The 21162-nt window shown below is 60.5% G+C and carries 22 protein-coding genes; 14 read left to right on the top strand and 8 right to left on the bottom strand.

Annotation, left to right across the window (positions count from 1 at the left end; translation table 11 throughout):
- The first annotated feature begins 50 nt into the window (after positions 1–50).
- The 3 genes from AB5Y90_RS07565 (at position 51) to AB5Y90_RS07555 (ending at position 1701) form a co-directional block, all read left to right on the top strand.
- Positions 51–1031, top strand: coding sequence for an MDR family oxidoreductase (locus tag AB5Y90_RS07565; RefSeq protein WP_307895802.1), 981 nt, complete (start codon positions 51–53; stop codon positions 1029–1031).
- Positions 1032–1105: 74 nt separating this feature from the next.
- A complete protein-coding gene (locus AB5Y90_RS07560; RefSeq protein WP_005339521.1) occupies positions 1106–1231 on the top strand; it encodes a hypothetical protein in 126 nt (41 codons plus the stop codon).
- Between the two features lie 137 nt (positions 1232–1368).
- Positions 1369–1701 carry a DUF2799 domain-containing protein gene (locus tag AB5Y90_RS07555; protein WP_042054791.1) on the top strand — a complete coding sequence of 111 codons (333 nt, stop codon included), beginning with the start codon at positions 1369–1371 and terminating at the stop codon, positions 1699–1701.
- Between the two features lie 20 nt (positions 1702–1721).
- On the opposite strand, the gene AB5Y90_RS07550 is transcribed toward AB5Y90_RS07555, so the two are convergent.
- Together AB5Y90_RS07550 and AB5Y90_RS07545 are read right to left on the bottom strand one after the other, a co-directional pair.
- Complete coding sequence (locus AB5Y90_RS07550) at positions 1722–1886, bottom strand: hypothetical protein (RefSeq protein ID WP_307895800.1); 165 nt, start codon at positions 1884–1886, stop codon at positions 1722–1724.
- Positions 1887–1998: 112 nt separating this feature from the next.
- A complete protein-coding gene (locus tag AB5Y90_RS07545) occupies positions 1999–2433 on the bottom strand; it encodes a flagellar basal body-associated protein FliL (protein WP_005339527.1) in 435 nt (144 codons plus the stop codon).
- A gap of 145 nt (positions 2434–2578) precedes the next feature.
- On the opposite strand from AB5Y90_RS07545, the gene AB5Y90_RS07540 reads away from it, so the two are divergent.
- Entirely contained in the window at positions 2579–3115 is a 537-nt protein-coding gene (locus tag AB5Y90_RS07540; protein ID WP_005357416.1) for a chorismate lyase, read from the top strand.
- Positions 3112–3981, top strand: a complete 870-nt coding sequence (ubiA, locus tag AB5Y90_RS07535) for a 4-hydroxybenzoate octaprenyltransferase (RefSeq protein ID WP_005339536.1) — start codon at positions 3112–3114, stop codon at positions 3979–3981. The genes AB5Y90_RS07540 and ubiA overlap by 4 nt, the downstream gene beginning before the upstream one ends.
- 69 nt (positions 3982–4050) lie before the next feature.
- On the opposite strand, the gene plsB is transcribed toward ubiA, so the two are convergent.
- Complete coding sequence (plsB, locus tag AB5Y90_RS07530) at positions 4051–6474, bottom strand: glycerol-3-phosphate 1-O-acyltransferase PlsB (RefSeq protein WP_107683348.1); 2424 nt, start codon at positions 6472–6474, stop codon at positions 4051–4053.
- A 204-nt stretch (positions 6475–6678) separates the two neighbouring features.
- Between plsB and lexA the strand changes: the two genes are divergently transcribed.
- From lexA to dinF, 4 genes are all read left to right on the top strand, one after another.
- The gene (lexA, locus tag AB5Y90_RS07525) at positions 6679–7302 is read left to right on the top strand and encodes a transcriptional repressor LexA (protein WP_005339540.1); all 624 of its coding nucleotides are present in this window, start codon (positions 6679–6681) and stop codon (positions 7300–7302) included.
- A 483-nt stretch (positions 7303–7785) separates the two neighbouring features.
- Entirely contained in the window at positions 7786–8001 is a 216-nt protein-coding gene (locus AB5Y90_RS07520; RefSeq protein ID WP_019446524.1) for a hypothetical protein, read from the top strand.
- A gap of 210 nt (positions 8002–8211) precedes the next feature.
- Positions 8212–8838 (top strand): SCO family protein, encoded by a 627-nt coding sequence (locus AB5Y90_RS07515; protein WP_236269672.1) that lies wholly within the window; start codon positions 8212–8214, stop codon positions 8836–8838.
- 2 nt (positions 8839–8840) lie between these two features.
- Positions 8841–10202: an MATE family efflux transporter DinF gene (gene dinF, locus AB5Y90_RS07510; protein ID WP_307895796.1), complete on the top strand. Its 1362-nt coding sequence runs from the start codon at positions 8841–8843 to the stop codon at positions 10200–10202.
- A 13-nt stretch (positions 10203–10215) separates the two neighbouring features.
- On the opposite strand, the gene trmL is transcribed toward dinF, so the two are convergent.
- From trmL to AB5Y90_RS07495, 3 genes are all read right to left on the bottom strand, one after another.
- Positions 10216–10680, bottom strand: coding sequence for a tRNA (uridine(34)/cytosine(34)/5-carboxymethylaminomethyluridine(34)-2'-O)-methyltransferase TrmL (gene trmL, locus AB5Y90_RS07505; RefSeq protein WP_167574316.1), 465 nt, complete (start codon positions 10678–10680; stop codon positions 10216–10218).
- A gap of 74 nt (positions 10681–10754) precedes the next feature.
- Entirely contained in the window at positions 10755–12125 is a 1371-nt protein-coding gene (locus AB5Y90_RS07500) for an ATP-binding protein (protein WP_005356054.1), read from the bottom strand.
- Positions 12107–12802: a response regulator gene (locus AB5Y90_RS07495; RefSeq protein WP_005339549.1), complete on the bottom strand. Its 696-nt coding sequence runs from the start codon at positions 12800–12802 to the stop codon at positions 12107–12109. Before AB5Y90_RS07495 ends, AB5Y90_RS07500 begins: the two co-directional genes overlap by 19 nt.
- Before the next feature lie 85 nt (positions 12803–12887).
- Between AB5Y90_RS07495 and AB5Y90_RS07490 the strand changes: the two genes are divergently transcribed.
- The 4 genes from AB5Y90_RS07490 (at position 12888) to AB5Y90_RS07475 (ending at position 16344) form a co-directional block, all read left to right on the top strand.
- The gene (locus AB5Y90_RS07490; RefSeq protein WP_042081837.1) at positions 12888–13799 is read left to right on the top strand and encodes a cation diffusion facilitator family transporter; all 912 of its coding nucleotides are present in this window, start codon (positions 12888–12890) and stop codon (positions 13797–13799) included.
- Between the two features lie 8 nt (positions 13800–13807).
- Positions 13808–14587: a serine O-acetyltransferase gene (gene cysE, locus AB5Y90_RS07485; RefSeq protein ID WP_005339552.1), complete on the top strand. Its 780-nt coding sequence runs from the start codon at positions 13808–13810 to the stop codon at positions 14585–14587.
- 20 nt (positions 14588–14607) lie between these two features.
- Entirely contained in the window at positions 14608–15888 is a 1281-nt protein-coding gene (locus tag AB5Y90_RS07480; RefSeq protein ID WP_307895794.1) for a hypothetical protein, read from the top strand.
- A gap of 246 nt (positions 15889–16134) precedes the next feature.
- The gene (locus tag AB5Y90_RS07475; protein WP_005339554.1) at positions 16135–16344 is read left to right on the top strand and encodes a cell division protein ZapB; all 210 of its coding nucleotides are present in this window, start codon (positions 16135–16137) and stop codon (positions 16342–16344) included.
- Between the two features lie 72 nt (positions 16345–16416).
- On the opposite strand, the gene elbB is transcribed toward AB5Y90_RS07475, so the two are convergent.
- Positions 16417–17067 (bottom strand): isoprenoid biosynthesis glyoxalase ElbB, encoded by a 651-nt coding sequence (gene elbB, locus AB5Y90_RS07470; RefSeq protein WP_005339556.1) that lies wholly within the window; start codon positions 17065–17067, stop codon positions 16417–16419.
- Between the two features lie 400 nt (positions 17068–17467).
- Here elbB and polA point away from each other — a divergent pair, with 400 nt between their 5' ends.
- Positions 17468–20233: a DNA polymerase I gene (gene polA / locus AB5Y90_RS07465; RefSeq protein WP_307895793.1), complete on the top strand. Its 2766-nt coding sequence runs from the start codon at positions 17468–17470 to the stop codon at positions 20231–20233.
- An 88-nt stretch (positions 20234–20321) separates the two neighbouring features.
- On the opposite strand, the gene AB5Y90_RS07460 is transcribed toward polA, so the two are convergent.
- The gene (locus AB5Y90_RS07460; protein WP_307895792.1) at positions 20322–20861 is read right to left on the bottom strand and encodes a gamma carbonic anhydrase family protein; all 540 of its coding nucleotides are present in this window, start codon (positions 20859–20861) and stop codon (positions 20322–20324) included.
- Positions 20862–21162 lie beyond the last annotated feature (301 nt).

Here is a 21162-nt window from a genome sequence, read left to right as displayed (position 1 = left end):
AAGCGTCAAAGCAGCTGATCCCCGTTTCACACGTCATCAAAGAGGCAACCATGTTCAAGGCTCTGTTACTGGAAAACCAAGACGGCAAGACTGTTCCAACCCTGACCCGGCTGGCCGAGAGCCAGTTGCCGGAAGGTGAAGTGCGGGTGGCGGTCGCTTACAGCTCGATCAACTACAAGGATGGGTTGGCCATCACCGGCAAGGGCAAGATTGTGCGTCAGTGGCCGCTGGTGCCCGGTATCGACTTCGCCGGTACCGTGCTCGAGTCTGCCGACAGCCGCTATCAGCCCGGCGACAAGGTGGTGCTGACCGGTTGGGGCGTGGGCGAAGGGCATTGGGGCGGTATGGCCGAACAGGCACGGGTCAAGGGGGACTGGCTGGTGCCGTTGCCCGCCGGGCTTGATGAACGGCAGGCTATGTGCATCGGTACCGCCGGTCTCACCGCCATGCTCTGCGTGTTGGCGCTGGAAGAGGCGGGCATTACTCCCGCAAGTGGCGAGGTGCTGGTCACCGGCGCGGCTGGCGGCGTGGGCTCCACCTCGGTCGCCCTGCTGGCGGCCCTGGGCTATCAGGTGGCTGCGCTGACCGGTCGTCCGGAAGAGCAGGGCGCCATGCTCACTGCGTTGGGTGCCAGCCGCATCGTGCCACGCAGCGAGCTGCTGGTGCCTGCCAAACCGCTGGAAAAACAGCTGTGGGCCGCTGCCATCGATACCGTCGGCAGTCAGGTGTTGGCCAAGCTGCTGGCCCAGATGAACTATGGCGGTGCCGTGGCGGCCTGTGGGCTGGCGGGCGGTTTTGATCTGCCGACCAGTGTGATGCCCTTTATCCTGCGCAACGTGCGGTTGCAGGGGGTCGATTCGGTAATGTGCCCGTTTGAACGTCGTCAACTGGCGTGGCAGCGACTGGCACGGGATCTTCCTGCCAGCTTCTTTGAACAGGCGGTTACCGAGATTGGGCTGGAGCAGGTAGTGGAGGCCGCCGAGGCCATTACGCAAGGCCAGATCGCAGGTCGCACTCTGGTCAAACTTTGAACTCTCTCTGACTGGCGAGCCCGACAATTCCGGATAAAATTGGAGTGCGGGTGAACTATCCAAGGAGAGTGAAGATGGGTGGACACAAGCCGGATTACGACTCCTCTGATGATGATTGGGAGCCGGATTCCTGGGAAGAAGAGCTGGATCAGTGGGAAGATGAAAGCTGGCAGGATGATGACACTTTCGATGACCAGTGAACCACGGCATTGAACGAACAGGCGGGCTTTGGGCCCGCCTGATTTTTTTGCCGCGCTCACATGGCTGAGCGTTCGTCCTTGGTCAGGGGCGGGGCGCTGGGTAGAATGAACTGCCCAAATGACGCTCAAGGATGACTATGCGACTCTCCATCATATTGTTGGCTGCCCTGCTGGGTGGCTGTGTCTCCAACGATGATCCCTGCGAGAAGGTGTGGAGTGAGGTGGGGGAGGCGGATGGCAAGCTGGGCTTCACCACCGAGCGGATCGAGTTCCATCAGGGGCAATGTGGCAAGAAGGTGGATCCTGAACTGTGGAAGCAGGGACATCAGAAGGGATTGGCATGGTATTGCCGCCCCGAGCACCTCTATCTGGCTGGCCGCTCAGGCGAGGAGTATCGCGGTGTCTGCCCGAATGATACCCAGGCGCGCAGATTGTTCGAACAGGGACGTCAGGGGTGGACCGATCAATAACACCCTGACAGGGAGGGGCGTTACTCCTCTTTCAAACGCAGCGGTTGGCAGAGGTAACCCTTGTCATTGGCGCTACGGGCGCACTTGCTGCAGACAAACTTGGGTTTGCGCACGATTTTTCTCAGCGCCTTGAGATCGGTGGGGATCTCGTGACGGCGCCATTTACACAGGGTTTTGCTGCCCATAACGACTACCTCTACGACTTGACGGCCGTATTGTAATCGATTTTCATTTCGAATAAACCGACAAAGCTCGCTTATTGGCCGATATGCCAATAAGCGATTGTTTCGGGAGGGATTACTGGTAGAGGAACTTGGTGAAGATAAGCTCGCGCACCGCTTTCTTGCCGGTCTCTTTCACCAGCAGTTCGTTGACGGTTGTCTCGCACTCCTTGCGCAGCTCTTCTCGGTTGGTCAGGGACTTCACTTGATCGGCATTTTTGCTGCCAATCAGACGGATGATGGCATCGCGGATCAGCGGGTCATGCTGCTCCAGCAGCTTGAGGTCGGCTTCGTTTTCCGCCATCAGCTCTACCGTGACCCGGATATAACCGAGGGTTTTGCTATCACTCAGGTAGTTGGTGATGATGTCGGGATCGAGCGCGTGGTAGGAGAAACCGGGCTTGGCAGCCCCCTCTGCGCCCTCGGCGGGCGGCTCATCTTCAGCCAGAGCTTGCTGCTGCAGGGCGCCACAGCTCAGTAACAACACCAGCAGAATTTTGAAGATCTTCATATAGATGGCTCATCAGCAAGAGATAACCCATTTTTGATGTTGCCATCGGGGCCGTCAAGCACGGATGTTCTTACATTTCGCTATTGATTTACGGATAATAAACCGGATTTTAACCTGAACACGGAAATCTCTGGATGGTGAAGCTGTGAAGTCCGAGTTGACTGTTCCCCTCACGCCGTTAAGCGGGTGGCTGGCCCCCGAATGTTGCGAATTGCCCGCCAGCTTGCGCCCCTGGCTGCTGGAGCCCGGCTCCATGACCCGGCGGCTGCGTCAGCACAATCGCCACTTTTCGGTGGAGTGGCTGGGCAATCACCCGGTCGCCCTTACTGCCGATGAGCAGTGGCTGGTGGATTCGGCCTCGCCGGCCGGTACCTGCCGCGAGGTGATCCTGCACGGGGATCGTGGGCCCGCCGTGCTGGGCTGGACCCTGTTTGCCGATGGTGCACTGCAAGGGAGCGGCATTGCCGAGCTTGGCGAGCAGCCGCTGGGTGAGCGGGTATTTGGCCATGAGCCTGCCCGCCGCGATCATCTGCAACTGGCCCGTTTCGATATTGCCGCCAATCCCCGTTGCCCGGCCGCCACTGTCTGGGGGCGTCGTTCCCGTCTGTTTCTGGGGCAGTGGCCACTGCTGGTGCACGAGCTGTTTCTGCCCTCTCTCGTCTGTGACAAGGAGCTGGAGTGAATCTGTTAACCAAGGAGCGGGGACTTGCCTACATGCAGTTGGCCCGCGTCGACAAACCCATAGGTACTCTGCTGCTGCTGTGGCCAACCCTGTGGGCGCTCTGGCTGGCCGCTGGTGGCCTGCCCAATCTCTGGGTGCTGACCGTGTTTGTGGTCGGCGTCTTTCTGATGCGCTCGGCAGGGTGCGTCATCAACGACTATGCGGATCGCAACTTCGATGGCCACGTCAAACGCACCGCTGGTCGCCCCTTGCCTACGGGTAGAGTCAAGCCGTGGGAGGTGCTGGCGCTCTTCTTCGTGCTGGCGCTTATCTCGTTTGGTCTGGTGCTGACCATGAATCCGCTCACCATCGGCCTGTCGTTTGTCGCCCTGCTGCTGGCGGTGAGTTACCCCTTCATGAAGCGCTTTATCTCGAATCCCCAGCTGGTGCTCGGGATGGCCTTCTCCTGGTCGATCCCGATGGCCTATGCGGCGCAGGCGGATGCCCTGCCGCTGGTGGCCTGGCTGCTCTTCTTTGCCAATCTGCTCTGGACCGTGGCTTACGACACCCAGTACGCCATGGTGGATCGGGATGACGACCTCAAGATCGGCCTCAAATCCAGCGCCATCCTGTTTGGTCGTTACGACAAGCGGATCATCGGCGCACTGCAACTCTCGACTCTGCTGCTGTTGCTGGCGGTCGGGCAGCTGATGACGCTGGGGGGCTGGTATTACTGGGGATTGCTGGGGGCGGCGGTGCTGTTTGTCTATCAGCAGCGGCTCATTCGTGAGCGGCAGCGGGAAGCCTGCTTCCAGGCGTTTCTCAACAACAACTATGTGGGGGCGCTGGTGTTTGCCGGTCTGGTGCTCGACTACCTGCTGGCGTGATAACGTACTGAGTCACGCTGAATAAAAAAGAAGGCCGCATCATGCGGCCTTCTTTGTTTGCGTTGCTGATTAGAGCTGATTGCCTGCCTGAATGGTGCGGCGGATCTTGTTGCTCAGCAGCGGCACTATGTTGTCGGCCAGCGCCTGGAAGCGGCCGAGATCCGGCTTGCACTCGGGAGAGAGGTAGCCCTCCTTGCGCAAGGTGTGGATCAGGGTGCTGAACAGCTTCTGGTCGAAGAACTCGGGGGCGTTGATGCCGTGCAGGGTGCCGAGGCGTTCTGCCATCATCAGGCCGTCCGCTTCCAGCTGCTCCGCCTCGATATGGGGCTGGGCCAACACCCGGGTCAGCACGATGGCGTAGCGTTGCAGGGTCTCCTGAATGCTCTCAGCCAGCAGCAGCAGGCGCATCTGGTTGGCCGGATTGACCCAGTAGCCGTCATCGCGGGTCTCGATCAGTTGCTGGGTCTGCAGGGCGTCGAGCAGGCTGTCGACCAGCGCAGGCAGCTCATCCTCTTCATAACGCAGGAACAGCTCGGTCTTGAGCAGCGGATAGATGTCGATGCAGCGGGCCATGATCTCGCTGCGGGAGATCCCTTCGCACCGTTCGATCAATGCCGCCACCAGAGAGGGCATGGCAAACAGGTGGAGGATGTTGTTGCGGTAGTAGGTCAGCAGGATCGCCTGATAGCGGTCCAGACTGATGATCTGCCCCAACTTGTCCTCGCTCACCTCGAACTTGTTGAGCTCCATCGCCTGATCCAGCAGGGTCTTGGCATCCTCATCCGGAATGGTGCTCTGCGGGCTGTAAGGCACCGCTTTGAGCAGATCCAGATAGGTGTTGAGCTGGGCCTGCAACTCGTCGCGGGTCAGGGCGTGGCGCTCGGCGGCCAGCAGCGCCAGCGCGCTCAGGGTCAGGCCGTTGACCGCGGCAGCGCCGTTGATGCGGGTCATCAGCAGTTCGGCCAGATTGTTGACGGTGCCCGCCATCCACTCCGGACGCTCCTCTTCCCCGATGTGCTTTTTCCAGTCGGGGATGTGTTCGCTCAGGTAGCTGTTGAGAGTCAGCGGCTCGCCGAAGTTGACGAAACCACGGCCGTAGTTGCGCAGCTTGCGCAGGATGCCGAGCACCTGCAGGAAGCTCTCTTTCTCCTTGCGACTCCCCTTGAGCTCGTTGTGGTAGGTGTTCACCTCCATCACGTGCTCGTAGCCCAGATAGACCGGCACCAGAGTCACCGGCCTGTCCAGCCCGCGCATCATTGCCTGCAGGGTCATCGCCAGCATGCCGGTCTTGGGCGGCAGCAGACGGCCGGTACGGGAGCGACCGCCTTCAGTGAAGAACTCTACCGAGTAACCCTTGGCAAACAGCAGGTTGAGGTATTCACGAAATACCGTGCTGTAGAGCGGGTTGCCCTTGAAGGTGCGACGGATGAAGAAGGCGCCGCCGTGGCGGAAGATGGGGCCCGCCGGCCAGAAGTTGAGGTTGATGCCTGCCGCGATATGGGGCGGTACCATCCCCTGGTGGTAGATGACGTAGGAGAGCAGCAGGTAGTCCATGTGGCTGCGGTGGCAGGGAACGTAGACGATCTCGTGCCCTTCCTGCGCCAACTGGCGTACCTTCTCGGCGCCATTGACGGAGAGCCCGCGGTAGAGCTTGTTCCACAGCCATCCGAGGAAGCTCTCGCCCAGGCGGATCAGACGGTAAGAGAAGTTGGAGGCGATCTCGTCCATGTAGCCATGGGCACGCTTTTGCGCCTTCTCGAGGCTGATCCCTTCGCGCTGGGCCTCCTCTTCAATCGCCTGCTGGATCACCGCGGAGTCGAGCAACTGCTTGAACAGCAGGTTGCGGTTCGGCAGTTTCGGGCCGGTGGCAGCCAGCTGCTGGCGGCTGAAGTGGGTACGGGCCACTCGTGCCAGCTTGTGGGCTATCGCCTCGTCGGTGCCGTGTTTGTCGGCCATGTAGCGCAGGGAGAGCGGCGGCGAGAAGCGCACCAGATTCTCGCGACCCTTGAGGATCACGATAAGTGCCTTCTTCAGCCGGTTCGGCGCCAGGCTGCTGATGATGTTGAGGCCGGAGGCTTCTTCCCCTTCGCGACCCGGAGCGCGGCCCCAGAACAGGGTGACGGGCACCACCTGGATATCCAGCTCGGGATCCTGCTTGTGCAGATCCAGCAGCTGGTGGAACTCCTGCAGGAAGGGGAGCGGTTTGCTGCGTTTGCCAAACAGGGGAGGCGGACGGTCCAGACAGACATAGCGCGGCAGCAGCTGGCCGTTGAGCTCCAGCGGCGTGAAGGGGCCGGGCAGACCGAGATCCTCGCAGCACTGCTGCAGGGTCATCAGGTCGGTGATCGAACTGGTTTTCAGGGCATAGACGATGGGTCTGGCCGGATCCAGATTGAGTTCTGTGATGGGATTTTCCGGCAGGCTCTTGTGATTGACCAAGCCGCTGACCGGCCATTGCAAGATGGCTCTGGAAATCTTCTGTCCTAGGGACATGTGCGTCTGCTCTCCAAAAAAATGCGGCGTGAGCATAGCAAATCGACAGCCCCTTGTCGCCGAGAGGTACGATGAGTCGGCTGCGCAGGATCAAAACAGCAGTAAATGAGGGGTTGGTTGCGACAAATGTCAGCTGCGCCTTGCCTTGGCCACTGCACTGTATATACTGCCAGTGTGCTGTATAAAAAGACAGGTGCCAATTCTATGAAACCCCTTACCCCCCGCCAGGCCGAAGTGCTGGAGCTGATCAAGGTGAACATGAGCGAGACCGGTATGCCGCCGACTCGTGCCGAGATTGCCCAGAAGCTTGGTTTCAAGTCGGCCAATGCGGCCGAAGAACATCTGAAGGCCCTGGCCAAAAAAGGGGTCATCGAGATCATGCCGGGCACGTCCCGCGGCATTCGCCTGTTGCTCGAAGAGGAAGAGGTGCTGGAAGAGAGCGGCCTGCCGCTCATCGGCAAGGTGGCTGCCGGTGAACCTATCCTGGCTCAGGAGCATATCGAGAGCCACTATCAGGTGGATCCCGCCCTGTTCCATCCGCGCGCAGATTTTCTGCTGCGGGTGCAGGGGATGAGCATGAAGAACATCGGCATTCTGGATGGCGATCTGCTGGCTGTTCACAAGACCCAGGAGGTGCGCAACGGTCAGGTGGTGGTCGCCCGTCTCGATGAGGATGTTACCGTCAAGCGCTTCCAGCGCAAGGGCAGTCAGGTATGGCTGCTGCCGGAGAATGAAGAGCTCTCCCCCATCGAGGTGGATCTCTCCTGCCAGCAGCTCACCATCGAAGGACTGGCGGTCGGGGTGATCCGCAACGCCGACTGGATGTAATCATCCCCGCCAACTGCGTTTGCCACACGGCCTCCTTCGAGAGGCCGTGCTGTTTCTGGCGCACTTTCCCTGTCATATCAAACAGATCATCGGCGGCGGCATTTTTGTCCTGCGTGACCGGCTACCAATCATCCATTTCAGATATATGCTCAGATCAGTGCCCTGTCGCCGAGACTGGGCTTGGCGCCTCCCTCTGACCATCGCAATGCGCAGGACGGGAGGGCCGGTAACAACGAGAATCGGGCAGTACACCTTCACGGGATATGAAGGGGGAGTGGGGAGATCCCGAGCCTTGTCGGGCAAAGGGGACCACTCGTAATGGTTGCAGATAGTCGTGACGGGCCTGTTCCCAGTTCAGGCCGACGAAGCAACATGACCTGTCGGTCAAGGAGGACTGGTATGGCATCAAGATCGCCATGGGATTCAGAGGCTGGGGCTGCGCCAGCGGAATCGTCAATCACCCGTTTCGTCAAAGGTAGCCGGATGACCTGGTTTTACGGTCTCTGGCTGCACCATCGTGGTTCGCACTGGACGCTCTGGCTGGGATGCCCGAAAGAGAAGGTGGTGCGTCTGGTGCTGCTGTTCAAGCGTGGTCACGGTGATCGCCAGGGGGAAGAGGGCTGGCTGGCCCCCGTGATTCCCATCGGCGTGCGGGCCATCGGCAAGATGTTGCAGCAGGGGCGTAACGCTCGCCCCTGAGCAGAAGAGACAAACAAATCCATCCATAACCGGCACCCAAGGGGGCCGGTTTTTTTATGGCCGCAACTGGCGATTAATTATGCCAAATGGTCGACTCCTGACAGGGTGTTGCACAAGGTTGAACCACCTTGGCGGCTCGCTGGGGTACAATGCCCCCCTCTTGTCCGGTCACTGCTGGCCATCTGCCTCGAACTGAAAGGGTCTCTTGTTATGATGAAGCTCCGCTATCCCCTGCTCTTTCTGCTGCTGACAGCCTGCCTGATCCTGGTGTTCTACGCCACGCAGCCAGAGCAGCCGGAACAGGCCGACTACTATCCGGCGGGGCGGGACATCAACGATTTTGCCTTTACCGATGCGGACAACCAGCCGTTCACCCCTGCCAACCTGAAGGGGCACTGGACCTTCCTGTTTGTCGGCTACACCTTCTGCCCCGATATCTGCCCCACCACCCTGGCAGATATGCGCTCCGTCTATGACCAGCTGAAGAAGATGGCGCCCGACAGTCAGGTGGTGTTTATCTCGGCGGATCCCCAGCGTGACGATATTCCACGCCTCAAGACCTATACCGCCTTCTTCAATCCCGAGTTCAAGGCGGCCACTGCCCCCCACGACAAGCTGTTTCCGTTCGTGCGCAATCTGGGGCTCATCTACTCCATCGCCAATCAGGGGGAGAAGGATTACCTGATCGATCACTCCGCCTCCATCGTGCTCATCAATCCCAATGGCAAGCTGCAGGCGGTGTTCCGCCCGCAGGTGGCGCCGGGTCAGGTGCCCAGGGTGCAGATGGCCACCATGCTCTCTGATTTCGCCCGCATCCTGAAGTTGGCAGGCCACTGAGCGTGACCCCAGCTGTTGCCCCCTGGTGGCGTGATCCCTCTCGCCACCGCGCGGTCTTTGCGCTCGCCCTGCCCATGGTGTTCTCCAATATCACCACCCCCTTGCTGGGGCTGGTGGACACCTGGGTGATCGGTCATCTCGGTCAGGCCTGGTTTCTGGGGGGCGTCTCGGTCGGTGCGACCCTGATCAACCTCATCTTCTGGTTGCTCGGTTTTTTGCGGATGTCGACCACCGGGCTGACGGCGCAGGCGCACGGCGCCGCCGACGGTCGTGCCCAGCTTGATACCCTGCTGCGGGCGCTGGGGCTGGCCATTGCTCTTGGCCTGGCGCTGCTGTTGTTGCTCTTCCCCCTGTTGCCACGACTGATCGCTCTGAGTGGCGGCTCGCCCGAGGTGCAGCTCTATGCGGGCCAATATGTGGCGGTGCGGATCTGGAGCGCCCCGGCGGCGCTCTGCAATCTGGTGATCATGGGGTGGCTGTTGGGGATGCAGGATGCCCGCAGCCCCATGGTGATGTTGATCCTCACCAATCTGGTCAATATGGCGCTCGATGCCCTGTTTGTGCTGGGACTCGGCTGGCAGGTGCGGGGGGTGGCGGCGGCCTCGGTCATGGCGGACTACTGCGCGCTGGCGGTCGGTATCTGGCTGGTACGCCGTCAGCTGGGGCAACTGGCGCCGACGGTGTGGCAGGATGGCTGGCAGCGATGGCGGCAGCTCGCGCCCATGGTGCGGCTGCTCGGCCTCAACCGCGATATCTTCCTGCGCTCCCTCTGTTTGCAGCTCTGCTTCGCCTTCATGACTCTGCAAGGGGCACGGCTGGGGGATGTGGCGGTGGCCGCCAATGCGGTGCTGCTCAACTTCCTGATGCTTATCTCCTACGGACTCGATGGGTTTGCCTATGCGGTGGAGGCTATGGTAGGACGAGCCATCGGTCAGCAGGATCGGCAGAAACTGCGGGAGGCCATCGTGCTCAATCTGGGCTGGGCCGCCCTCATCGCCAGTGGTTTTACCCTGGTGTTTGCCCTCTTCGGTGCCCACCTTATCGGCTATATCACCGACATTCCGGCCGTGGTGGCGGAGGCACATCGTCAGCTTCCCTGGCTGATCGCCATGCCCTTGCTGGCGGTCTGGTGCTTCCTGCTGGATGGCGTATTTATCGGGGCGACCCGAGCGCGGGAGATGCGCAACAGCATGTTGCTGGCCGCGTTTGGCGGCTTCTTCCCGATCTGGTGGCTCTGTCAGTCGTGGGGCGTGGCCGCGTTATGGGCGGCGATGGCGGCGCTGATGGTGGGGCGCGGTCTGTCGCTGGGGGTCACTTGCTGGCGGCTGGAGCGCAGCGGGCATCTGCTCGACGCCCGCCACTGATCATCGGTGGCGCTTACATGGCACCGTCGTAGCCGAGCTGGCGCCAGCTCTCGTAGACAAAGACAGACACTGCGTTGGATAGGTTCATGCTGCGGCTCTGGGGCACCATAGGGATGCGTAGCCGCTGCTCGCATGGCAGACTCTCGATGATCTCGATGGGCAGGCCGCGACTCTCCGGGCCAAACAGCAGGGCGTCGCCAAGGGCATATTGTGCTGCCGAGTGCGCGGTGCGTCCCTTGGTGGTGCAGGCAAACACCCGCTTGGGCGCCACCGCAGCCAGAAAAGCCTCATAGCTCGGCCAGCGCTTCACCTCGGCAAATTCGTGATAGTCGAGTCCCGCCCGCTTTACCCGCTTGTCATCCCACTCAAACCCCAGCGGCTCGATCAGATGGAGCCGGTAACCGGTATTGGCGCAGAGCCGGATGATATTGCCGGTGTTGGGCGGAATTTCCGGCTGGTAGAGGACGATATCGAGCATGACGAGCTCCTGCAAAGAGATGTAAAGCCAAGAAGGGGCGCCAGCATACCCAGCGCCCGTCCGGATGAAAAGGATCAGGCGATGGGCAAGCGGATGGTGATGGTCAGCCCGGTGGGATGATTGTTGCTGGCCGCAATGGTACCGCCGTGGCGCTGGATCGCCTCCGAGGCGATGGCCAGCCCCAACCCGGTGCCGCCAGTTTTGGCGTTGCGGGCGTCATCGACCCGGAAGAAGGGCTGGAACAGCAGCGCCTGCTGCTCGTCTGGCACCCCGGGGCCGTCATCCCGAATGGTCATCACCCACTCCAGTCCCTCCCGATACCAGTCCACCTTGATGAACTCGCGGGCATATTTGAGGGCGTTGCGCAGGGGGTTTTCCACCGCCCGGGCCAACAGCTCGGGCCACATCTGGATCGACTCGGCAGGCAGCGGTGGCAGTCTGAGCTGTTTGCCGCTCTGATTCGCTTCGAACATGGCATCTTCGAGGATGGGCTCCAGCAGGTCGGCCAGCGGGTGCACCACCGGTGCCTCCACATGCTGCTGCACCCGCGACAGATCCAGCAGATCGCCGATCAGCTTGTCCAGCCGTCCGATCTCCGATTCGATCCGCGCCAGCTCGGCGCTGTCACCCTGCTTGCGGCGGATCAGCGCCTGCGCCAGTTGCATCCGGGTGAGGGGACTGCGCAGTTCGTGGGAGATATCGGAAAGCAGCTGTTTCTGCTTCTGGATCATACTCTTGAGCGTCTCCACCATGCGGCTGACGTTATCCGCCAGCTGGCCAATCTCGTCGCCCCGTCCCAGGTTGGGGATCTGTACCTCCAGATTGCCGGCCGCCAGTTGGGAGACCGATTTCTGCAACTGCAGGATGGGGCGGGTCAGCCGCCAGGCGAGCAGCAGGCAGAGCGGGGTGCTGACCAGCATCGAGATGCCCAGAATGCGGATCGGGTGATCCAGCACCTGAATAAACAGGAACAGGTAGGGATTCTCGGCATTGAGGCCGAAATAGACGTGATAGCGATGGCCGTGGTGCTCCATCAGGAAGGGGCCGGCGATCGCCTTGCGATCCTCGTTGCCCAGCATGGGATTGGCCGGGTCATCGGCATCCACCATAAAGCGCACCACGAACTTGCGCGGATGGGTGGTGGACTGGATCTGCCCCTTCTCGTCGCGCAGGTAGACGTTGTCCACCGGCAGCATGGCGATCTTGTCCATCGCCTTGGCCAGATCGAAATCCTGATCCGGCTCGGCGGCGTTGAGCAGGGCCTGCACGTTGTTCTGCATCCGCGCGACTTCGTGGGTCGGCAGCGGGATCTGGTTGCGGGGATCCAGGGTCGGCAGGCTGATCACGGCGGCCAGCATCACCAGCAGCATGAACCAGAACCAGAGGAAGATGTGGGTCGAGATCCCGTTGAGGGAGTTGATACGCTCTATTCTTGCTCTAGCCACAGGTAACCGCGCCCCCGTACGGTTTTGAAGCGGGGCTGGCCATCGGTGCGGTCCGGCAGCTTCTTGCGCAGGTTGCTCAGGTGCATGTCGATGGCCCGATCGAAGGGTTCCAGCTTCTTGCCCAGCACCTGCTCGGAGAGGTGGCTCTTGCTGACGATCTGGCCGGGATTGCGCAGCAGGCACTCCAGCAGGCCAAACTCGGTGGCGGTCAGCTCCAGCAGTTGTTCGCCGCAGCGGGCCTGCTGCAGGCCGGGTTGCAGCACGATATCCATGAAGTGCACTTCGTCGGAGGAGTTGCCGCGCTGGGGCGGGGCGCTCTGGGTTCGGCGCAGGATGGCGCGTACCCGGGCCAGCAGCTCCCTGTCATCGAACGGCTTGGCCAGATAGTCGTCGGCACCCGCTTCCAGACCGTTAACCCGATCCTGGCTGTCACCGCGGGCGGTCAGCATCAGCACCGGGGTGTCGTGGGTCTTGCGCAGCTTGGTCAGCATGGCAAAGCCGTTGAGCTTGGGCATCATCACGTCCAGCAGCACCAGATCGAAGCTCTGCTCCGCCAGCCGTTGCAGCCCCTCTTCACCATCCTCGGCGACCGTGACCTGAAATCCCTCCAGGGTCAGAATTTCAGTGAGCAGTTGGGTCAATTCAAGATCGTCGTCGACCAGGAGTATTCTGTTCATCTGGTGTTATTCCGCAGATTTTCGCGCCAAACTGACGCCGGGGTCAGGGTATAATAAGTTTTTCATCGCCAGAGGAAAGCCGGTTTTGAGCCATCAACAATATTCCCGTTGGGTGACCTTTGCCAGCATAGCGGCGGTCACCACCGCTACCCTGCTGATCATCGGCAAACTGATCGCCTGGCTGATGACCGACTCGTCGACCCTGCTGGCATCGCTCACCGACTCCTTCATGGATGTGAGTGCCTCCATCATCAACCTGCTGGCCATTCGCTATGCGCTGGCCCCCGCCGATGACGAACACCGTTTCGGCCACGGCAAGGCGGAGTCGCTGGCGGGCCTCATCCAGTCGGCCTTTATCTCCGGCTCCGCCCTGCTGCTGGTGATGCACGGAATTTCATCCCTACTCAATCAGGCGCCTATCCTGCGGCTGGAAGCGGGTCTCTGGGTCAGCGGCGGCTCCATCGTGCTGACCCTGCTGCTGGTCAGCTTCCAGAGCGTTGTCATTCGCAAGACCAACAGTGTGGCCATCAAGGCCGACATGCTGCACTACCGTTCCGATCTGCTGCTCAATGCCGGTGTCTTGCTGGCGCTGGTGCTGGCGGGGCAGGGGTGGTACTGGGCCGACGGCCTGTTTGCCATCCTGATCGGGCTATTCCTGTTGTGGGGGGCGGGACACATCGGCTACGAGTCGGTGCAGGCCCTGCTCGATCGTCAGTTGCCAGCGGAAGAACAAGCGAGAATAATGGCGCTCTGCTGTGCCGTAGAAGGTGTACACGGCGTACATGACCTGCGCACCCGTCAATCCGGGCCGACCCGATTCGTACAGTTGCATCTTGAACTGGATGATCAGATCCCCCTGGTCAAGGCCCATCAGATCGCCGATGAAGCCGAGCTGGCGGTACGCCAGGCATTCGAGCGGATGGATGTCATCATCCACATGGACCCCATCTCGGTGCTGACAAAAGAACAACAGAGCCCTCACCCAGAACAACAGTAGGCTGCAACATGGATGAACTGGTTGCCAAAACCTGGCACAAAATTCAGCAAGAAGCGGAGTGCATGGCGGCCCAGGAGCCGATGCTGGCCAGCTTCTTCCACTCCACCATTCTCAATCACAAGAATCTGCGTTCGGCCCTCAGCTTTCAGCTGGCCAACAAACTCGACAGCGCCACCATGCCGGCCATCGCCCTGCGCGAGGTGATCGAGCTGGCCCTGCGCAGCGAGCCCGAGCTGCTGACGGTAGTGGCTGCCGACATCTGCGCCGTGCAGGAGCGGGATCCGGCGGTCGACCTCTTCTCCACCCCGCTGCTTTACCTCAAGGGGTTCCATGCCCTGCAGGGCTATCGGGTCGCCAACTGGCTGTGGCGGCAGGGGCGCCGCTCGCTGGCCCTCTATCTGCAAAACCAGATCTCGGTGGTGTTCGGGGTAGATGTGCACCCGGCCGCCCGTATCGGCAAGGGGATCATGTTCGACCACGCCACCGGCATAGTGGTGGGCGAGACGGCAGTGATTGAAGATGATGTCTCCATCCTGCAGAGCGTGACACTCGGTGGTACCGGCAAGGAGAGTGGCGATCGCCATCCCAAGATCCGCGAAGGTGTGATGATAGGGGCGGGCGCCAAGGTGCTCGGCAATATCGAAGTGGGTGTGGGCGCCAAAATTGGCGCGGGCAGCGTGGTGATCAACCCGGTGCCGCCTCATACCACGGTCGCTGGTGTACCTGCCAAGATCGTCGGCCGTCCGGAGTGCGACAAGCCTTCACTGGATATGGATCAGTGTCTCTGATCTCCCGGCCGGAGTAGTCGATGGCCAAACGTTGGTCGGGTTATCTGATTTTGGGGATGTGGCTGCTCAACTTGCTGCATCTCTATCTGGGACTCTCCCCCTGGCCTGCGGCCATGGCGGCCTGGGGGGCATCACTGCTCACCTGGCCCTGGCTGGTGGGGGCCGCCAAGCGGCAGGCGCTAGCCCTTTATGGCGCGGCGCTGTTGCTGCTCATCTTCTCCTGGTGGCAGGGGGCGACCCTCACCGCCGGTGACTGGTTGTTGCCCAACATCAATATGCTCACCATGTTTGCCGCGGTGAGCACTCTCAACCTCGCCACCTCCGGCTTGCTGACCGGCACCACCTCCTGGACCGGGCGTAAAGGCCTGTGGAGCACCATGGCCAGCCTCAATCTGCTGGGGGCCGTCATCAACCTCTCGGTGCTGTTTATCATTGGCGATCGACTGGAGCGCAATGACACCCTGGAGCGGCGTCAGGTGATGGTGCTGAGCCGGATCTTCTGTGCCGCCGCCTTCTGGTCACCCTTCTTTGTCGCCATGGCGGTGGCGCTCACCTATGCGCCGGGCTTGCAGCTCTCCCATATTTTGCCGTTCGGGATCCTCGCCGCCTTGCTGGCGATGGGACTGACCGCCTGGCAGGTGGAGCGGATCGGAGTGGCCGACTTTGCCGGTTATCCGCTGCGGCTGCAGACCCTGGGGTTGCCGGTCACCTTGGCGCTGCTGGTACTGCTCATCAAGCAGATCTGGCCCCAGCTTGGCATTCTGGCGGTGATCGCGCTGGTGGCCCCGCTGTTGGCACTGCTCTTTATGCCGAGGGTCGGGCGCAAGGCGGCCCTCAAGCGGCAGGTGGTGGAGCGCTTCCCCGCCATCGGTGGTCAGCTGGTGCTGTTTCTGGGGGCCGGTTTACTGGCGGCAGGGATCAACAGTGCGCTGTCGGTCATCGATCTTGGTGCCGGTCACGGCCTGCCGCTGTTCAACCACTTTGGCTGGCTTGAAGCGTCCCTCACTCTGCTGCTGATCCTGCTGGTGGCCATCGTCGGGGTACATCCGCTCATCAGTATCTCCGGGCTGGCGCCGCTGCTCTGGCCGCTGGCACCGGATCCCAGCCTGCTCGGCATGTGTTTCCTGCTGGGATGGGGGCTTGCCACCGGCACCAGTCCGCTCTCCGGATCCAATCTGGCGCTGGCCTCCCGTTATAACCTCAGTGCCGGGCTGATCCTGCGCTGGAACCTGCTCTACGGCCTGCTGATGTATGTGGTCGCCTGTCTGTTGCTGGGGGCTTATATTGCCTTGCATGGATAACGGCGGCGCCGTCAGGAGGGGGCAAATGATGCGCGGGCGGCGGGGTCTTTTACGCACGGTTCAGTGTGTTGTCGCGGCTCTGGCGCAGGATGCGAGAAAAATAGACGCATATTTAGACAATACATCTATGGAAGGCGCATTTTACAGCGCACTGGCTTGTTTGTGCCGATGCGCTCGGGGTATGCTGGCTTCACGCGCTTGAATCGCCCTCTGTGGGGCATCGCAATTGAACAAACAGGTATGCATATGTCACTAGAAGTCCTTGAGCAACTCGAATCCAAAGTACAATCCGCCGTCGACAACATCTCCCTGCTGAAGATGGAGCTGGACGAGCTGAAAGAGCAGAACAGCAAGCTGCAAGACGAGAACCATCAGCTGCGCAACGAGCACACTGCATGGCAGGAGCGTCTGCGTGCCCTGCTGGGCAAAATGGATCAGATGGGCGAAACCATCTAATTCATCGCCTTCAGGCAGAATTGAAAACGGGCCGCTCCATGAGCGGCCCGTCTGTTTTTGGCGGGATGGGAATTACAGCGCCAGCAGTTGCTTGACCGTCTTCTCGATGCCGTCCGCCGCTTCGACTATGTTGTTGGCCAGCATGTAGGCGGGGGTGGAGATCACCTTGCGCTCCTGATCCACCACGAATTCGTTGACCGGGCAGTTGAGATGGCTGCCACCCATCGCCTCGATGGCGTTGGCGGTACCCTCGTCATGGCCGATGGTCGCCAGCGTCCCGGCACCATAGATCAGCGGGATCATGGCGGGTGCGATGCAGATATAGGCGGCCGGTTTGTTGGCTTTGGCAAAGCTCTGGCACGCTTTCAGCACATCGGGCTGGATCTGGCACTCGGCTCCTTTGATAGCGAAGTCGCACAGGTTTTTGGCCGCGCCAAAGCCGCCGGGCACCAGCAGCGCGTCGTAATCGGCCGCATCCAGCTCGGCCACATCCTTTATCTGGCCACGACAGATGCGGGCCGCTTCGACCAGCACATTGCGGCTCTCTCCCTCGCTCACTTCACCGGTCAGGTGGTTGATGACATGGAGCTGCGCCACGTTCGGAGCGAAGCACTGGACGGCGGCTCCCTGACGGGCCAACGCCAGCAGGCTGATGACGGCCTCGTGGATTTCGGCCCCGTCAAAGACACCGCAGCCACTCAAAATCACGGCCACTTTTTTCATGGCAAACTCCTCGTTGTTGAAAATGTGAGCCAGGATGGATTGTTGTACTTTTGTATGGTTATCGCTCGCCCTCCGCTGGTCAAGTCATCTTGCTGTGCTAGGATTGTTTCGTTTTGGATCCTGCCGTACCTACTCCCTTAAATCTTTTTCCACATTGATCGAGATCATTCTAACTGTCTTGCGATCGGTTTTTACGATCTCAACGCATTGTTTTTAATGGCTTTTTATATTTCTATGCACAGTTTTATCACTGTGTGCTCTGATGCGCCCCATTTTTGAACACAGAGTTATCCACAGACTGAGTCCCTTTATCAGGCGCTGTGTGCTGTTGCTGCGCCCCTTGGTGTGAGGGGGGCCCTGTGGCATCCTAGCGGCTGTTTATCTCTGGCAGGACGATTTCATGGCCCCTAGCAACCCCCTTATTCTGGTCGACGGCTCCTCGTATCTTTACCGCGCCTTCTTCGCCTCCCAGCAGGCTGATCTGCGCACATCGACCGGTTTGCCGAGCGGCGCCGTCCGTGTCATGGCCAACATGATGCGCAGCCTGCGCAAGCAATATCCTGACTGTCATGTGGCCGTGGTGTTTGATGCCAAGGGCAAGACCTTCCGCGACGACATCTATCCCGAGTACAAGGCGACCCGCGCCAGCATGCCGGACGATCTGCGCAGCCAGGTCGCCCCGATCCACCAGATGATCAAGGCGATGGGCTTCCCCTTCCTGATGGTGGATGGGGTGGAGGCCGACGACGTGATCGGCACCCTGGCCCGTCAGGCGACCGAGAAGCAGCTGCCGGTGCTGATCAGCACCGGTGACAAGGATATGGCACAGCTGGTCTCCGACCATGTCACCCTGATCGACACCATGAAAGATGTGAAGACCGATCGGGAAGGGGTGATCGAGAAGTTTGGCGTACCGCCCGAGCTCATCATCGACTATCTGGCCCTGATGGGTGACAAGGTCGACAACATTCCCGGTATGACCGGTGTCGGCGAGAAGACCGCACTGGCCCTGCTGCAGGGGATTGGCAGCATCGACGAGATTGCCGCCAACCTCGACAAGGTGGCCGCGCTCGGCTTTCGTGGCTCCAAGGCGTTCGCCGACAAGTTCCGCGAGCAGGAGGAGCAGGTTCGTCTCTCCTATCGACTGGCGACCATCAAGACCGACGTCGAACTGGAACAGAGTCTGGAAGAGCTGTTGCTCAAGCCGGTCGACAAGGAGTCCCTGCTGGCGGTCTATCGCGAATACGAGCTGCGCAACCTGATCAAGGAGCTGGAATCCGGTGGTGAAGAGGGGAGCGAGAGCGCCGGACAGGACGAAGCTGGCGATGAGAGCGCCGCTCCGGTTGCCGCCATCGAAACCGACTACCGCTGCATTCTGGACGAAGCCGAGTTTGACGGCTGGCTGGAACAGCTGAAAGCGGCACCGTTGTTTGCCTTCGATACCGAAACCACCAGTCTCGACTATATGGAGGCGCGTATTGTTGGCGTCTCCTTCGCGGTTGAGCCGGGCAAGGCTGCTTATGTGCCGTTTGGCCACGACTATCTGGGGGCACCGGTACAGCTGAGCGAGGCCGTGGTGTTGGGCAAGCTCAAACCGCTGCTGGAAGATCCGACCCGTCTCAAGGTGGGGCAGAATCTCAAGTACGATCGCAACGTGCTGCTCAACCACGACATCGACCTGCAGGGCATCGCCTACGACACCATGCTGGAATCCTACGTGCTCAACTCCACCGCCAGTCGTCACGATATGGATTCGCTGGCCAAGCGTTATCTCGGAGTCGAGACCACCTCCTTTGAAGATATCGCGGGCAAAGGGGTGAAACAGCTCACCTTTAACCAGATCGAGCTGGAGCAGGCCGCTCCCTATGCGGCGGAAGATGCCGATATCACCCTGCGTCTGCACCAGACCCTGTGGGGTCAGCTGGAGGCCGTGCCGGGTCTCGCCAAGGTATTCAGTGAGATCGAGCTGCCGCTGCTGCCGGTATTGGCGCGGATGGAGTTGCTCGGCACCACCATCGATCCCAAGCTGCTGCACCAGCAGAGCCAGGAGATCGAGCTGCGCTTGGCGGAGCTGGAGAAGCAGGCCCATGAGCTGGCCGGGCAGGAGTTCAACCTCTCCTCGCCCAAGCAGCTGGGGGAGATCCTCTTCACCAAGCTGGGCCTGCCGATCATCAAAAAGACGCCGAAGGGGGCACCGTCCACCGCAGAAGAGGTGCTGGCCGAGCTGGCGGAGACCTACGAGCTGCCGCAACTGCTGATGGAGCACCGTGGGCTGGCCAAGCTCAAGTCCACCTACACCGACAAGTTGCCGCTGATGATTAAGCCGCAGACCGGGCGGGTACACACCTCCTATCATCAGGCGGTAGCGGCTACGGGCCGTTTGTCATCATCTGATCCCAACCTGCAGAACATCCCGGTGCGCAACGAGCAGGGGCGCCGGATCCGTCAGGCCTTTATTCCTAGCGCCGGTTACAAGCTGGTGGCGGCGGACTACTCCCAGATCGAACTGCGCATCATGGCGCACCTCTCCGGTGATAAGGGGCTGCTGACCGCCTTTGCCGAGGGCAAGGACATCCACAAGGCGACCGCCGCCGAGGTGTTCGGCGTGGCGCTCGATGCGGTCACCACCGATATGCGCCGCAGTGCCAAGGCGATCAACTTCGGCCTCATCTATGGCATGAGTGCCTTCGGTCTGGCCAAGCAGTTGGGGATTGGCCGCGCCGAAGCGCAGAAGTACATGGACCTCTACTTCGAACGCTACCCGGGCGTGCTGGAGTATATGGAGCGTACCCGTCAGCAGGCGGAAGCCCAGGGCTATGTCGAGACCCTGTTTGGTCGTCGCCTCTATCTGCCGGATATCAAGTCCCGCAACGCCGGTCTGCGCAAGGCTGCCGAACGGGCCGCCATCAACGCCCCGATGCAGGGCACGGCCGCCGATATCATCAAGCGCGCCATGATCAACGTGGACAGCTGGATCCGCGGTATCGAGGATGAATCGATCCGCATGCTGATGCAGGTACACGATGAACTGGTGTTCGAGATCCGCGAAGAGAAGCTGGAGGAGTACACCGCCATCATCAAGGAGAAGATGTCGGCCGCAGCCGAACTGCATGTGCCGCTGCTGGTTGAAGCGGGTACCGGTGACAACTGGGATCAGGCTCACTGATTTCCGGTCAGCCGTTCTGCACGGTTATATAGCTATATAAGAAGCGAAGCCCGGCATTATGCCGGGCTTCCTGTTTCTGCCAGCCCTATCAGGTCTCTTGCAGATACTCATCCTTGAGCAGCACATAATTGTCGGCCGAGGTCTTGAGGAAGGCGATCTCGGCGGGCTTGAGCGGGCGAGCCTGTTTGACGGGATTCCCTATATATAGAAAGCCCGACTCGAGTCGCTTGCCCGGTGGCACCAGCGAACCTGCGCCGATCATCACATCATCTTCAACCACGACGCCATCAAGCAGAATGGCACCCATGCCGACCAGCACCCGGTTGCCGATGGTGCAGCCGTGCAGCATCGCCTTGTGACCCACAGTGACATCTTCACCGATCAGCAGCGGATAGCCGGTCGGGTTGCTGGTGCTCTTGCGAGTCAGGTGCAGCACAGTGCCGTCCTGAATATTGCTGCGGGCGCCGATGCGGATATGGTTCACATCCCCCCGTGCCGCCACCATGGGCCAGATGCTGGCATCATCGGCCAGTTCGATATCGCCCACCAGTGTCGCGCAGGGATCTACATACACCCGTTTGCCCAGTTGCGGGCATTTTCCCTTATAGGGTCTCAGTCGCAAGTCCATCTTGGCCTCCATGTTTTCGGCCATTCTAGCAATCTGGAACCGGTTTCTGTGGATAAGTTTGTATAAAAGCTGTGCCTAGATATGAATAACTAAAAAAGTGCGGTTTTTTGCAATTTTATTGCCGATAAGGGGTTGCCAGAAAGAATCTGTTCCCTATAATGCGCCTCCATCGACAGGGCAAGCGGCAACGCAGAAAGCCAAGTCGGTAACCTCGAAAAGCCTTTGAAAATAAGGCTTGACTCGAGAAGGCGGTTGAGTAGAATTCCACTCCCGCAGCAACACACTGTTGCGTCGCTCTTTA

This window comes from Aeromonas sp. R4-1 (assembly GCF_040908325.1).
GTDB lineage: Bacteria > Pseudomonadota > Gammaproteobacteria > Enterobacterales > Aeromonadaceae > Aeromonas > Aeromonas veronii.
This window is presented reverse-complemented; position numbering and strand designations above follow the sequence as displayed.

Bases quoted from the DNA above. Each gene is read 5' to 3' on its own strand.
- AB5Y90_RS07515 (WP_236269672.1), top strand. From the start codon at position 8,212: ATGATGAAGCTCCGCTATCCCCTGCTCTTTCTGCTGCTGACAGCCTGC.
- AB5Y90_RS07555 (WP_042054791.1), top strand. From the start codon at position 1,369: ATGCGACTCTCCATCATATTGTTGGCTGCCCTGCTGGGTGGCTGTGTC.
- AB5Y90_RS07495 (WP_005339549.1), bottom strand. From the start codon at position 12,802: ATGAACAGAATACTCCTGGTCGACGACGATCTTGAATTGACCCAACTG.
- elbB (WP_005339556.1), bottom strand. From the start codon at position 17,067: ATGAAAAAAGTGGCCGTGATTTTGAGTGGCTGCGGTGTCTTTGACGGG.
- AB5Y90_RS07480 (WP_307895794.1), top strand. From the start codon at position 14,608: ATGGCCAAACGTTGGTCGGGTTATCTGATTTTGGGGATGTGGCTGCTC.
- AB5Y90_RS07545 (WP_005339527.1), bottom strand. From the start codon at position 2,433: ATGAAGATCTTCAAAATTCTGCTGGTGTTGTTACTGAGCTGTGGCGCC.
- AB5Y90_RS07460 (WP_307895792.1), bottom strand. From the start codon at position 20,861: ATGGACTTGCGACTGAGACCCTATAAGGGAAAATGCCCGCAACTGGGC.
- AB5Y90_RS07520 (WP_019446524.1), top strand. From the start codon at position 7,786: ATGACCTGGTTTTACGGTCTCTGGCTGCACCATCGTGGTTCGCACTGG.
- AB5Y90_RS07560 (WP_005339521.1), top strand. From the start codon at position 1,106: ATGGGTGGACACAAGCCGGATTACGACTCCTCTGATGATGATTGGGAG.
- plsB (WP_107683348.1), bottom strand. From the start codon at position 6,474: ATGTCCCTAGGACAGAAGATTTCCAGAGCCATCTTGCAATGGCCGGTC.
- AB5Y90_RS07565 (WP_307895802.1), top strand. From the start codon at position 51: ATGTTCAAGGCTCTGTTACTGGAAAACCAAGACGGCAAGACTGTTCCA.
- AB5Y90_RS07475 (WP_005339554.1), top strand. From the start codon at position 16,135: ATGTCACTAGAAGTCCTTGAGCAACTCGAATCCAAAGTACAATCCGCC.
- polA (WP_307895793.1), top strand. From the start codon at position 17,468: ATGGCCCCTAGCAACCCCCTTATTCTGGTCGACGGCTCCTCGTATCTT.
- AB5Y90_RS07550 (WP_307895800.1), bottom strand. From the start codon at position 1,886: ATGGGCAGCAAAACCCTGTGTAAATGGCGCCGTCACGAGATCCCCACC.
- lexA (WP_005339540.1), top strand. From the start codon at position 6,679: ATGAAACCCCTTACCCCCCGCCAGGCCGAAGTGCTGGAGCTGATCAAG.
- trmL (WP_167574316.1), bottom strand. From the start codon at position 10,680: ATGCTCGATATCGTCCTCTACCAGCCGGAAATTCCGCCCAACACCGGC.
- cysE (WP_005339552.1), top strand. From the start codon at position 13,808: ATGGATGAACTGGTTGCCAAAACCTGGCACAAAATTCAGCAAGAAGCG.